This is a genomic window from Klebsiella sp. 141162, from assembly GCF_050600755.1.
GTDB classification, from domain to species: domain Bacteria; phylum Pseudomonadota; class Gammaproteobacteria; order Enterobacterales; family Enterobacteriaceae; genus Klebsiella; species Klebsiella aerogenes.
The window spans coordinates 991,055-1,002,783 of record NZ_JAQIRI010000001.1; the positions used below are offsets into that span (position 1 = coordinate 991,055).

An 11,729-nucleotide genomic window follows, 5' to 3' on the forward strand; every position below is an offset into this window, starting at 1 on the left:
TGACGTGACAGAAGAACAACGCTTTGACCAGCGCATCGCGCAGGAAACGGCCATCGAACCGCAGGACTGGATGCCGGATGCCTATCGTAAGACCTTGATTCGGCAGATAGGCCAGCACGCGCACTCGGAAATTGTCGGCATGCTACCGGAAGGCAACTGGATCACCCGCGCGCCGACGCTGCGCCGCAAAGCGATCCTGCTGGCTAAGGTACAGGATGAGGCCGGGCATGGGCTTTATCTCTATAGCGCCGCGGAAACGCTGGGCTGCGCGCGGGAAGACCTGTATCAGAAAATGCTCGACGGGCAGATGAAATACTCCTCCATTTTTAACTACCCGACCCTCAGCTGGGCGGATATCGGCGTGATCGGCTGGCTGGTCGATGGCGCGGCCATCGTCAACCAGGTGGCGCTGTGCCGAACCTCCTACGGCCCCTATGCCCGGGCGATGGTCAAAATCTGCAAAGAAGAGAGCTTTCACCAGCGTCAGGGATTTGAAGCCTGCATGGCGCTGGCGCAGGGCAATGACGCGCAGCGGCAGATGCTGCAGGACGCCATTAACCGCTTCTGGTGGCCGGCGCTGATGATGTTTGGCCCCAACGATGACAACTCGCCGAACAGCGCCCGCAGCATGGCGTGGAAAATCAAACTGCACTCCAACGACGAGCTGCGTCAGCGCTTCGTCGATAACACCGTGCCGCAGGTAGAGATCCTCGGCATGACCGTACCGGACCCGGATTTGCGCTTTGATGAAGCCAGCGGCCACTACCGCTTTGGCGAAATCGACTGGCAGGAATTTAACGAGGTAATTAGCGGCCGTGGGATTTGCAATCACGAACGGCTGGCCGCCAAGCGTAAGGCCTGGGAAGAGGGCGAGTGGGTGCGCGAGGCCGCGCTGGCTCATGCGCAAAAACAGCAGGCCCGCAGCGCGGCATGAGGAGAGAGAACATGAGCAAAGTTTACTGGCCGTTATATGAAGTGTTCGTTCGTAGCAAACAGGGATTATCCCATCGCCACGTTGGCAGTCTGCACGCCGCCGACGATCAAATGGCGCTGGAGAACGCCCGCGATGCCTATACCCGCCGCAGCGAAGGCTGCTCGATTTGGGTGGTGAAGGCCAGCGAAATCGTTGCTTCGCAGCCGGAAGAGCGCGGCGAATTCTTCGACCCGGCGGAAAGCAAAGTCTACCGTCATCCGACTTTCTATACCGTGCCGGACGGCATGGAACATATGTGAGGCGGCGATGAATACCCCTAACTCCGTAGCCACCTACGCCCTGCGTCTTGGCGACAATGGTCTGGTTCTGGCCCAGCGTTTAGGCGCCTGGTGCGGCCATGCTCCCGAGCTCGAGATCGATCTTGCGCTGGCCAACATCGGCCTCGACCTGCTCGGCCAGGCGCGCAACTTTTTAAGCTATGCCGCCGAACTTAACGGCTGCGGCGACGAAGATACGCTGGCCTTTGGCCGCGAAGAACGCCAGTTCAGCAACCTGCTGCTGGTGGAGCAGCCCAACGGCAATTTTGCCGACACTATCGCCCGTCAGTTCTTTATCGACGTCTGGCACGTCGCCCTGTTCAGCCGTCTGGTGAACAGCCGCGATACGCAGCTGGCGGCCATTGCCGCTAAAGGGCTGAAAGAGGTGCGTTACCACCAGCGCTTTAGCCGCGGCTGGCTGGAGCGTCTCGGTAACGGCACCGAGGAATCAAATCGCAAAATGCAGCAGGCGGTCGACAATCTGTGGCGCTTCACCGGCGAACTGTTCCTTGCCGATGAAGTGGATCTCCTCCTGGTTGAGCAGGGCATTGCGGTTGATCCGCGCGAGCTTCAGGCCGAATGGCAAAGCGCGGTACACACGGCGCTGCTCGACTCCGGCTTACAGATCCCGCAGGAAGCGGCCTTCCGCAGCGGCGGCAAACAGGGGCTGCACAGTGAACATCTCGGCCCGCTGCTGGCGGAGATGCAGTATCTGCAGCGTTCGCATCCCGGACTGCAGTGGTAAGTGAGGTGACTATGCAACGTCTTGCCGACATCGCTCCAGCAGAGGTTCGTACCATCTGGGGATTATTAAGCGCGATCCCGGATCCGGAAGTGCCGGTACTCACTATCACCGACCTCGGTATGGTGCGCAGCGTCGCGCGCCACGGCGACGGCTGGGTGATTGGCTTTACCCCGACCTATTCGGGCTGTCCGGCGACGGAGCATCTGCTGGGCGAGATCCGCGCGGTCATGAGCGAGCATGGCTTTGTGCCGGTACATATCGTCCTGCAGCTGGATCCGCCGTGGACCACCGACTGGATGAGTCAGGATGCCCGCGAGCGCCTGCGCCAGTTCGGCATCAGCCCGCCCCAGGGGCACGCCTGCCATGCGGACATGCCCACCGAGGTGAGCTGCCCGCGCTGCGGCAGCACCCATACCTCGCTGATTAGCGAATTCGGTTCCACGGCCTGTAAAGCGCTCTATCGCTGCGACAGCTGCCGCGAACCTTTTGATTACTTTAAATGTATTTGAGGTTGCCATGACGACGTTCCATTCGCTTAAGGTGGCGAGAGTCGAGCCGGAAACCCGCGATGCGGTGACCATCACTTTTGCGATTCCGCAAGCCCTGCAGGCGGAGTACTGCTTTCGTCCGGGCCAGCATCTGACGCTAAAAGCCCGTCTGGGCGGCGAAGAACTGCGCCGCTGTTATTCCATTTGTCGCAGCCGCACGCCCGGCGAAATTAGCGTCGCGGTCAAAGCTATCGACGGCGGGCGCTTTTCGCGCTACGCCCAGCACGATATCCAGCAGGGTATGGAGCTGGAAGTGATGGTGCCGCAGGGGCATTTCGGTTATCAACCGCAGGCTGAACGGCAGGGTGAATATCTGGCGATTGCCGCCGGTTCCGGGATCACGCCGATGATGGCGATCATTAGCGCGACGCTGGCGACCGAGCCGCAAAGCCGCTTCACGCTGATCTACGGCAACCGCAGCAGCCATAGCATGATGTTCCGCCAGGCGCTGGCCGATTTAAAAGACCGCTATCCGCAGCGCCTGCAGGTGATACACCTGTTTAGCCAGGAGTCGATGGACAGCGATCTTTTACAGGGGCGCATTGACGGCGACAAACTGCGCCAACTCTCCGCGCGTTTACTGGATTTCAGCCGTTTCGATGACGCCTTTATCTGTGGACCGGCGGCGATGATGGACGACGCGGAAGCAACGTTACGTGAACTTGGCGTAGCGGAGAAATCGATTCATCTCGAACGCTTTAATACACCTGGCGGCAATGTGAAGCGCGCCGCCGGCGTACAGGCGGAAGGGCGCACGGTAACCATCCGCCAGGACGGGCGCGATCGGCTGATCGCCCTCAGCGCCGAAGACGACAGCATCCTGGATGCCGCATTGCGTCAGGGCGCGGATCTACCATTTGCCTGTAAGGGCGGGGTATGCGCCACCTGTAAATGCAAAGTGCTGCGTGGCGAAGTGGCGATGGCCGCCAATTACAGTCTGGAAGCGGATGAGCTGGCGGCGGGTTACGTACTGAGCTGCCAGTCGTTACCGACCAGCGGCGATGTGGTAGTCGACTTTGACGCGCGGGGGATGGCATGAGTGACCTGCTGATCCACCGTCATGGCCGGGTGTTACAGCTGACGCTGAACCGCCCGCAGGCCCGCAACGCGCTGAACAATGCCCTCTTAACCCAGATTGCCGAGGTGCTGGAGGCAGCGTCAATTGATGACAGCGTCGGCGTCTGCGTTATCAGCGGTAACGCGCGTTTTTTCGCCGCCGGGGCTGACCTCAACGAAATGGCTGAAAAAGATCTGCCTGCCACCCTTGATGATATTCGCCCACGGTTGTGGGGGCGAATCGATGCCTTTACTAAACCGCTCATCGCTTCGGTCAACGGCTACGCGCTGGGCGCCGGCTGCGAGCTGGCCCTGCTGTGCGACCTGATTGTCGCCGGTGACAACGCCCGTTTTGGCCTGCCGGAAATTACCCTCGGCATTATGCCGGGCGCTGGCGGCACCCAGCGGCTGATCCGCAGCGTAGGTAAGGCGCTGGCCAGCCGGATGGTGCTGAGCGGCGAAAGTATTGACGCCCGCCAGGCCCAGCAGGCCGGGTTGGTCAGCGATATCCATCCGGCGGCGTTAACCGATGAGTACGCCCTGAAACTGGCTGCCACCATCGCCCGCCATTCGCCGCTGGCGCTACGGGCGGCAAAACAGTCGCTGCGCCTGTCGCAGGAAGTCAGCCTGCAGGCCGGTCTGCAACAGGAGCGCCAGCTGTTTAGCCTGCTGAGCGCCACCGAGGACCGCCGCGAAGGCATCGACGCCTTCTTACAAAAACGTACACCGGAATTTAAAGGACGCTAATCGTGGAAGCTTTCATTCTCAGCGCAGTGGAACAGGGCGTCATGACCATTACCCTCAATCGCCCGGACCGCCTCAACAGTTTTAACGATCTGATGCATCAACAGCTGGCGGAATGTCTGAAGCAGGCCGAGCGCGATGACGGCATACGTTGCTTGCTGATCACCGGCGCTGGTCGCGGCTTTTGCGCCGGCCAGGATTTGAACGACCGTAATGTCGACCCCAGCGGCCCGCGGCCGGATCTCGGCATGTCGGTAGAACGCTTTTACAACCCGTTAGTGCGCCGTCTGGCGGCGCTGCCGAAGCCGGTCATCTGCGCGGTCAACGGTGTGGCCGCTGGCGCAGGCGCTACCCTGGCGCTGGGCTGCGATATCGTGCTGGCCGCGCGTTCGGCCAAATTTGTGATGGCGTTCAGTAAGCTCGGCCTGGTGCCGGACTGCGGCGGCAGCTGGTTCCTGCCGCGGGTGGCCGGTCGCGCTCGCGCAATGGGGCTGGCGCTGCTGGGCGATAGCCTAAGCGCGGAACAAGCCGCGCAGTGGGGAATGATCTGGCAGCTAGTGGACGATTCAGAACTGGCGGATACCAGTCTGCAGCTGGCGCGCCATCTGGCGGCGCAACCGACGTTTGGTCTTGGGCTGATTAAAAAGGCGCTGCTGGCTTCTGAAACCAACAGTCTCGACGCGCAGCTGGACCTGGAGCGCGATTATCAGCGTCTGGCCGGGCGCAGCGATGATTACCGCGAAGGGGTCAGCGCGTTTCTGGCCAAACGACCACCACAGTTCAGCGGGAAATAGGCCATGACAACATCCTTATCCACGGTGGCAGTGATCGGCAGCGGCACCATGGGAGCTGGTATTGCTGAAGTGGCCGCCGCAGCCGGACATCCGGTGCGTATTTTTGATATTAACCCTAAGGCCGTAGGCCAGGCGATAGAGGGTATCGCCGGGCGTCTGGCGTCGCGCGTTGCGCGGGGCAAACTGGCCCCTGAGCAGGCCGACGCGCTGCTGGCGCGCCTGCATCCGGCCCACGATTTAGCCGCGCTTGCTGATGCAGATTTAGTGATCGAAGCGGCCTCTGAACGTCTGGAAGTAAAAAAGGCGCTGTTCGCGCAGCTGGCGGAGATCTGCGCGCCTTCAACGTTGTTGACCAGTAATACCTCGTCTATTTCGATTACCGCCATCGCCGCCGGGGTCAAAAACCCGGAGCGGGTGGCCGGGCTGCACTTTTTTAATCCGGCGCCGGTGATGAAGCTGGTCGAGGTGGTGAGTGGCCTGGAGACTTCTGCGGAGGTGGTAGAGCAGCTGTGCCAGTGCGTAAGCGGCTGGGGGAAACAGCCGGTGCACTGCCGCTCAACGCCCGGTTTTATCGTTAACCGCGTAGCGCGTCCGTTCTACGCCGAGGCCTGGCGCGCGCTGGAAGAGCAGGTTGCCGCCCCTGAGGTTATCGATGCCGCTTTGCGTGACGGCGGCGGTTTTCCGATGGGACCGCTGGCGTTGACTGACCTGATTGGCCAGGACGTCAATTTCGCCGTGACCTGTTCGGTGTTTAACGCCTTCTGGCAGGACCGCCGTTACTTACCGTCGCTCCTCCAGCAAGAGCTGGCGCTGGCCGGGCGGCTGGGTAAAAAGAGCGGCCACGGCGTCTATCGCTGGCCCGCTGAGACGCAGCCGGACGCGGCGCTGCCGTCGGTATCTACTGGCGCTCAATCCATTACGGTTGTAAGTGACAACGTCACTGAATTAGATGATCTCTTGTTGCTGGAGACCGAAGGTGAGACGGCGCTGGCGCTGAGTGTGAAGCACCACCGCCCGGTGGTGGTGTATGACCTGTGCGCCAGCGATACGGTGGTGCTGGCCGCAGCGGCGACCAACGCGCCAGCGGCCACTGATAAGGCCGTGCATTACTTCCAACAGCAGGGCAAGAAAGTGCTACGTATCGCCGATTATCCCGGACTGCTGGTGTGGCGCACGGTGGCGATGCTAATCAACGAAGCGTTGGATGCGGTGCAAAAAGGGGTCGCCAGCGCGCAGGATATCGATACCGCCATGCGCCTTGGCGTCAACTATCCGCAAGGCCCGCTGGCGTGGGGAGAAAGCCTTGGCTGGCGACGGGTGCTGCAACTGCTGGAGAACCTGCAACACCATTATGGCGAGGAGCGCTATCGCCCCTGTTCCCTGTTGCGCCAGAAGGCGCTGATGGAGAAGCACCATGAGCAATGATCCGTGGCGCAACGCGCGCGTGATGTACGAAAAAGATACCTGCGCCAGAAAGATGGGGATCGAACTTATCGAAATGGACGACGGTTTTGCGCAGATGAGCATGACCGTCTCGGCGGACATGCTTAACGGCCATCAAACCTGTCACGGCGGTCAGCTATTTACGCTTGCCGATACCGCTTTCGCTTACGCCTGTAACAGCCAGGGGCTGGCGGCGGTGGCCTCGGCGGCGAGCATTGATTTTCTTCGTCCGGCGTTTGCCGGCGACAGGCTGGTCGCCACCGCCAGAGTTAAACAGCAGGGCAAGCTGACTGGCGTCTACGACATCGAAATTGTTAATCAACAGCAAAAGATTGTGGCCCTGTTTCGCGGCAAATCGCACCGCATCGGCGGCACAATCACGGGAGAAGTGTAATGCGCGACGCCTTTATTTGTGACGGGATCCGCACGCCGATTGGCCGCTACGGCGGAGCGCTGGCCGGCGTCCGCGCCGACGATCTGGCGGCGATCCCGCTGCGTGAGCTGCTGAGCCGCAATCCCGGGCTCGACCCGGCAGCGATTGATGATGTGATTTTCGGCTGCGCTAACCAGGCCGGTGAAGATAACCGCAACGTGGCGCACATGGCGACGTTGTTGGCCGGTTACCCGCATACCGTGCCGGGCACCACGATTAACCGCTTGTGCGGATCGGGTCTGGATGCAATCGGTTTTGCCGCCAGGGCGATCAAAGCCGGCGATGCCGATCTGCTGATTGCCGGCGGCGTGGAATCGATGTCGCGCGCGCCGTTCGTAATGGGAAAAGCCAGCACGCCGTATCAGCGTCAGGCGGAACTCTTCGATACCACGATTGGCTGGCGTTTTGTGAACCCGCTCATGGCGCAACAATTCGGAACTGACAGCATGCCGGAAACGGCAGAGAATGTAGCTGAATTGTTAAATATCAGCCGGGCCGACCAGGACGCTTTCGCCTGGCGCAGCCAGCAGCGCACGGCGCAGGCCCAGCGCGATGGCATTCTGGCGCAGGAAATCGTGCCGGTGCAGATCATCGGCAAGAAAGGCGCGGTCAGCGCGGTACGCGATGATGAGCATCCCCGCCCGGAAACCACGCTTGAGCAACTCGCGCTATTAAAAGCGCCGTTCCGGAAAGGCGGAGTCATTACGGCCGGGAATGCATCCGGCGTTAACGATGGCGCAGCGGCGCTGATGATCGCCAGTGAACAGCAGGCCAGCGTACAGGGGCTTACGCCGCGCGCGCGTATCGTGGCGATGGCGACGGCGGGTGTTGAGCCGCGCCTGATGGGGCTGGGGCCGGTACCGGCGGTGCGTAAAGTGCTGGAGCGCGCCGGACTCAATATTAACGATATGGATCTGATAGAGCTGAATGAGGCCTTCGCCGCGCAGGCGCTGGGGGTGCTCAGACAACTCGGCGTGCCGGACGATGCGGCGCACGTGAATCCCAACGGCGGCGCCATCGCGTTAGGTCATCCGCTGGGCATGAGCGGCGCGCGGCTGGCGCTGAGCGCCAGCCTTGAGCTGCAACGCCGGGGCGGGCGCTATGCGCTGTGTACGATGTGTATTGGCGTGGGTCAGGGCATTGCCATGATCCTTGAGCGAGTGTGAGCTAATTTACCTGCGAGTACCCTACAATGATAACTACTACAAAATTAGATCCGATTGAAACCGCATCGCGTGACGAACTGCAGGCCCTGCAAACCCAGCGCCTGAAATGGACGCTGAAGCATGCGTATGAAAATGTGCCGATGTATCGCCGCAAATTCGACGCAGCAGGCGTGCACCCTGACGACTTCCGGGAATTAAACGATCTGAAAAAATTCCCCTGTACTACCAAACAAGATCTGCGCGACAACTATCCGTTCGATACCTTCGCGGTGCCGATGGAGCAGGTGGTGCGCATTCACGCCTCATCCGGCACCACCGGCAAACCGACGGTGGTGGGTTATACGCAAAACGATATTGATAACTGGGCCAATATTGTCGCCCGTTCGCTGCGTGCGGCCGGTGGTTCAGCGAAAGACAAAATTCACGTCGCCTACGGCTACGGCCTGTTTACCGGCGGCCTTGGCGCGCACTACGGCGCGGAACGTTTAGGCGCGACGGTGATCCCGATGTCCGGCGGTCAGACCGAGAAACAGGCGCAGTTAATCCGCGATTTTCAGCCGGATATGATCATGGTGACGCCGTCCTACTGCCTGAATCTGATTGAAGAGCTGGAACGCCAGATGGGCGGCGATGCCCGCGGTTGTTCATTGCGGGTCGGCGTGTTTGGCGCCGAGCCGTGGACGCTGGCGATGCGCGCGGAAATCGAGCGCCGCCTGGGGATCACCGCGCTGGATATTTACGGTTTGTCGGAAGTCATGGGTCCGGGCGTAGCGATGGAGTGTCTGGAAACCGTTGACGGCCCGACCATCTGGGAAGACCACTTCTTCCCGGAAATCGTCAACCCGGACGACGGTACGCCGCTGGAAGATGGCGAGCATGGCGAACTGCTGTTTACCACCTTGACCAAAGAAGCGCTGCCGGTGATCCGCTATCGTACCCGCGACCTGACGCGCCTGCTGCCGGGAACCGCGCGGACCATGCGCCGCATGGATCGCATCAGTGGACGCAGCGACGATATGTTGATTATCCGCGGAGTTAACGTCTTCCCCTCGCAGCTGGAAGAGGAGATCCTCAAGTTTGAACACCTGGCGCCGCACTATCAGTTAGAGGTGAATCGCCGCGGTCATCTTGATTCGCTGGCGGTACGCGTTGAGCTGAAAGAGAGTGGGCTGGCGCTGAGTCATGAACAACGCTGCCAGATTTGCCATCAGTTGCGTCACCGTATTAAGTCAATGGTCGGGATTTCTACCGATATTACTATCGTCAACTGCGGCAGCATTCCTCGCTCTGAAGGAAAAGCTTGCCGGGTATTCGATCTGCGTAAAGCGGTGGTTAGCGGTTAAATCTCTCCCGGTAACCCGGCTGAGGCCTTTACGCCGTAAGCCGGGAATTTCCTGTGCTATGATTCATAAAGGAAAAATATAACAACAGAATGAATCAGATGAGTAAACTCGACGCCTTTATTCAACAAGCTGTAACGGCGATGCCGATTAGCGGCACGTCATTAATTGCCTCGCTGTATGGCGACGCCTTATTACAACGCGGTGGGGAAGTATGGCTGGGTAGCGTCGCGGCGCTGCTTGAAGGATTAGGTTTCGGCGAGCGCTTTGTACGCACCGCGCTATTTCGTCTCAATAAAGAAGCGTGGCTCGACGTCGTGCGTATCGGCCGGCGCAGCTTTTATCGCCTGAGCGATAAAGGACTACGTCTGACCCGGCGCGCGGAACATAAAATTTATCGGGCGAACGCTCCCGAATGGGACGGAACCTGGCTGCTGCTACTGTCGGAAGGATTAGAAAAAACGGTTCTGGCGGAAGTCAAAAAGCAACTGCTATGGCAGGGATTTGGCGCGCTGGCGCCGAGCCTGCTGGCCTCGCCGTCGCAAAAGCTGGCCGATGTCCAATCGCTGCTACATGAAGCGGGCGTCGCTGAAAACGTCATCTGTTTTGAAGCCCATTCGCCGCTGGCGCTCTCAAGGGCGGCGCTGCGTGACCGCGTAGAAGAGTGCTGGCATCTCACCGAACAAAATGAGATGTACGAGGCGTTTATCGCATTGTTCCGACCGTTACTGCCGCTGCTGCGCGACAGCGAACCGTCAGAGCTGACGCCGGAGCGCTGTTTCCAGATCCAACTGCTGCTTATCCATTTCTATCGCCGGGTGGTATTAAAAGACCCGCTGCTGCCGGAAGAGCTCCTGCCTGCGCACTGGGCCGGGCAAACCGCGCGGCAGCTGTGTATCAATATTTATCAACGCGTGACGCCCGGCGCGCTGGCCTTTGTCGGCGAAAAAGGCGAAAGCTCGGTTGGCGAGCTTCCCGCGCCGGGGCCGCTTTATTTTCAACGCTTTGGCGGTTTGCCGGGCGTCTAAGGAGGTTGCATGCCGATTTATCAGATTGATGGGCTGACGCCAGTGGTGCCGGACGAGAGCTATGTTCATCCGACGGCGGTGCTGATTGGCGATGTGATCCTGGGAAAAGGGGTCTATGTTGGGCCAAATGCCAGCCTGCGCGGCGATTTTGGCCGTATTGTAGTAAAAGACGGAGCCAATATTCAGGATAACTGCGTCATGCACGGCTTCCCCGGCCAGGATACCGTGGTGGAAGAGGACGGTCACATCGGCCACGGCGCAATTCTGCACGGCTGCGTGATTGGTCGCAACGCGCTGGTGGGGATGAGCGCGGTAATTATCGACGGGGCGGTAATTGGCGAAAACAGTATTGTCGGCGCATCGGCCTTCGTAAAAGCGAAAGCGGAAATGCCCGCCAATCATTTAATTATCGGCAGTCCGGCGAAAGCAATTCGTACGCTGAGCGAGCAGGAACTGGAGTGGAAAAAACACGGTACCCGTGAATACCAGGTGCTGGTGGAACGCTGTAAGCAGTCGCTGCATCAGGTGGAGCCATTAAAAGAGATAGAGGCCGGGCGTAAGCGTCTGGAATTTGATGAAAACCTGCGGCCAAAATCGGCGAGCTGAATGTGACTATTGTTTTTATTATAGCGTGACCGCTCCGGTACAGGTTTGTTGCCGCACGGACACGGGGCGGCGAACGTCATAATCAGCGCTTCTGCTTGTAAAAGGAATCAATTAATTCATCAATAAACTTCTGCGCCAGCATCTCTACAGCGCCGCTACGGGTAAGCATCGCCAGGCAGGCCAGGCGGTCCAGTTTACGTAGCACTGAGCGTTTAACCGACAGCGAAATAGCCTTTTTTTGATCCTTATTCAATACCACTTTACCTGATGGCATCGGCATTTTCAGGCCGCTATTGACACGGAGCGCTTCTGCCATTCGCTCCATCATATCCTTAGTCAAGGAGCCACTGGCGACAAGTTGATAGGTATGGGCGGCTTTACTGTATTTTATTTCCGCCTCATAGGTGTCCCGCAACGTTTTCAACGTTCTTGATAACGTTGGATCCGAACAATCTAGCTTTTCCAGCAGTTCCGCTGAGGATACCGGTTGCCCGTTGCCGAGAATAAGCGCCAGTTTAAAAATGCGCTCTTGTTTACTATTTAATCTCATCCTGAGACCATCGCATTATCCATAG

14 protein-coding genes are annotated in these 11,729 nt (G+C 59.4%); 13 read left to right on the forward strand and 1 reads right to left on the reverse strand.

Annotation, left to right across the window (positions count from 1 at the left end; genetic code table 11):
- Nucleotides 1–4: 4 nt before the first annotated feature.
- The 13 genes from paaA (at nt 5) to paaY (ending at nt 11,154) form a co-directional block, all read left to right on the forward strand.
- Nucleotides 5–934, forward strand: coding sequence for a 1,2-phenylacetyl-CoA epoxidase subunit PaaA (paaA, locus tag PGR23_RS04620; protein WP_025713674.1), 930 nt, complete (start codon nt 5–7; stop codon nt 932–934).
- 11 nt (nt 935–945) lie between these two features.
- Nucleotides 946–1,233, forward strand: a complete 288-nt coding sequence (paaB, locus tag PGR23_RS04625) for a 1,2-phenylacetyl-CoA epoxidase subunit PaaB (RefSeq protein WP_004224492.1) — start codon at nt 946–948, stop codon at nt 1,231–1,233.
- 7 nt (nt 1,234–1,240) lie between these two features.
- Nucleotides 1,241–1,996 carry a 1,2-phenylacetyl-CoA epoxidase subunit PaaC gene (gene paaC / locus PGR23_RS04630; protein WP_396279625.1) on the forward strand — a complete coding sequence of 252 codons (756 nt, stop codon included), beginning with the start codon at nt 1,241–1,243 and terminating at the stop codon, nt 1,994–1,996.
- A gap of 11 nt (nt 1,997–2,007) precedes the next feature.
- Complete coding sequence (gene paaD, locus PGR23_RS04635) at nt 2,008–2,505, forward strand: 1,2-phenylacetyl-CoA epoxidase subunit PaaD (RefSeq protein ID WP_396280098.1); 498 nt, start codon at nt 2,008–2,010, stop codon at nt 2,503–2,505.
- Between the two features lie 7 nt (nt 2,506–2,512).
- On the forward strand, nt 2,513–3,583 hold the full coding sequence (gene paaE, locus PGR23_RS04640; RefSeq protein WP_213292497.1) for a 1,2-phenylacetyl-CoA epoxidase subunit PaaE: 1,071 nt from the start codon (nt 2,513–2,515) through the stop codon (nt 3,581–3,583).
- Nucleotides 3,580–4,347: a 2,3-dehydroadipyl-CoA hydratase PaaF gene (paaF, locus tag PGR23_RS04645; protein ID WP_038422444.1), complete on the forward strand. Its 768-nt coding sequence runs from the start codon at nt 3,580–3,582 to the stop codon at nt 4,345–4,347. Before paaE ends, paaF begins: the two co-directional genes overlap by 4 nt.
- A gap of 2 nt (nt 4,348–4,349) precedes the next feature.
- Entirely contained in the window at nt 4,350–5,138 is a 789-nt protein-coding gene (gene paaG, locus PGR23_RS04650) for a 2-(1,2-epoxy-1,2-dihydrophenyl)acetyl-CoA isomerase PaaG (protein ID WP_045393862.1), read from the forward strand.
- 3 nt (nt 5,139–5,141) lie between these two features.
- Nucleotides 5,142–6,563: a 3-hydroxyacyl-CoA dehydrogenase gene (locus tag PGR23_RS04655; protein ID WP_396279627.1), complete on the forward strand. Its 1,422-nt coding sequence runs from the start codon at nt 5,142–5,144 to the stop codon at nt 6,561–6,563.
- On the forward strand, nt 6,553–6,975 hold the full coding sequence (gene paaI / locus PGR23_RS04660; RefSeq protein WP_023279988.1) for a hydroxyphenylacetyl-CoA thioesterase PaaI: 423 nt from the start codon (nt 6,553–6,555) through the stop codon (nt 6,973–6,975). Before PGR23_RS04655 ends, paaI begins: the two co-directional genes overlap by 11 nt.
- The gene (gene pcaF / locus PGR23_RS04665) at nt 6,975–8,180 is read left to right on the forward strand and encodes a 3-oxoadipyl-CoA thiolase (protein WP_396279628.1); all 1,206 of its coding nucleotides are present in this window, start codon (nt 6,975–6,977) and stop codon (nt 8,178–8,180) included. The genes paaI and pcaF overlap by 1 nt, the downstream gene beginning before the upstream one ends.
- 26 nt (nt 8,181–8,206) lie before the next feature.
- Entirely contained in the window at nt 8,207–9,523 is a 1,317-nt protein-coding gene (gene paaK / locus PGR23_RS04670) for a phenylacetate--CoA ligase PaaK (RefSeq protein WP_004224503.1), read from the forward strand.
- 98 nt (nt 9,524–9,621) lie between these two features.
- Complete coding sequence (paaX, locus tag PGR23_RS04675; RefSeq protein WP_320482362.1) at nt 9,622–10,548, forward strand: phenylacetic acid degradation operon negative regulatory protein PaaX; 927 nt, start codon at nt 9,622–9,624, stop codon at nt 10,546–10,548.
- Between the two features lie 9 nt (nt 10,549–10,557).
- Nucleotides 10,558–11,154, forward strand: a complete 597-nt coding sequence (gene paaY / locus PGR23_RS04680; protein WP_047048885.1) for a phenylacetic acid degradation protein PaaY — start codon at nt 10,558–10,560, stop codon at nt 11,152–11,154.
- Nucleotides 11,155–11,236: 82 nt separating this feature from the next.
- Here paaY and PGR23_RS04685 read toward each other — a convergent pair whose 3' ends face one another.
- Nucleotides 11,237–11,704: an HTH domain-containing protein gene (locus tag PGR23_RS04685; protein WP_047050846.1), complete on the reverse strand. Its 468-nt coding sequence runs from the start codon at nt 11,702–11,704 to the stop codon at nt 11,237–11,239.
- Between the last annotated feature and the right edge of the window lie 25 nt (nt 11,705–11,729).

What these genes read in the sequence shown, in the direction of transcription:
- paaI (WP_023279988.1), top strand. Translation starts at nt 6,553, where the DNA reads ATGAGCAATGATCCGTGGCGCAACGCGCGCGTGATGTACGAAAAAGAT.
- paaD (WP_396280098.1), top strand. Translation starts at nt 2,008, where the DNA reads ATGCAACGTCTTGCCGACATCGCTCCAGCAGAGGTTCGTACCATCTGG.
- paaB (WP_004224492.1), top strand. Translation starts at nt 946, where the DNA reads ATGAGCAAAGTTTACTGGCCGTTATATGAAGTGTTCGTTCGTAGCAAA.
- paaX (WP_320482362.1), top strand. Translation starts at nt 9,622, where the DNA reads ATGAGTAAACTCGACGCCTTTATTCAACAAGCTGTAACGGCGATGCCG.
- pcaF (WP_396279628.1), top strand. Translation starts at nt 6,975, where the DNA reads ATGCGCGACGCCTTTATTTGTGACGGGATCCGCACGCCGATTGGCCGC.
- paaK (WP_004224503.1), top strand. Translation starts at nt 8,207, where the DNA reads ATGATAACTACTACAAAATTAGATCCGATTGAAACCGCATCGCGTGAC.
- PGR23_RS04685 (WP_047050846.1), bottom strand. Translation starts at nt 11,704, where the DNA reads ATGAGATTAAATAGTAAACAAGAGCGCATTTTTAAACTGGCGCTTATT.
- paaF (WP_038422444.1), top strand. Translation starts at nt 3,580, where the DNA reads ATGAGTGACCTGCTGATCCACCGTCATGGCCGGGTGTTACAGCTGACG.
- paaY (WP_047048885.1), top strand. Translation starts at nt 10,558, where the DNA reads ATGCCGATTTATCAGATTGATGGGCTGACGCCAGTGGTGCCGGACGAG.
- PGR23_RS04655 (WP_396279627.1), top strand. Translation starts at nt 5,142, where the DNA reads ATGACAACATCCTTATCCACGGTGGCAGTGATCGGCAGCGGCACCATG.
- paaC (WP_396279625.1), top strand. Translation starts at nt 1,241, where the DNA reads ATGAATACCCCTAACTCCGTAGCCACCTACGCCCTGCGTCTTGGCGAC.
- paaE (WP_213292497.1), top strand. Translation starts at nt 2,513, where the DNA reads ATGACGACGTTCCATTCGCTTAAGGTGGCGAGAGTCGAGCCGGAAACC.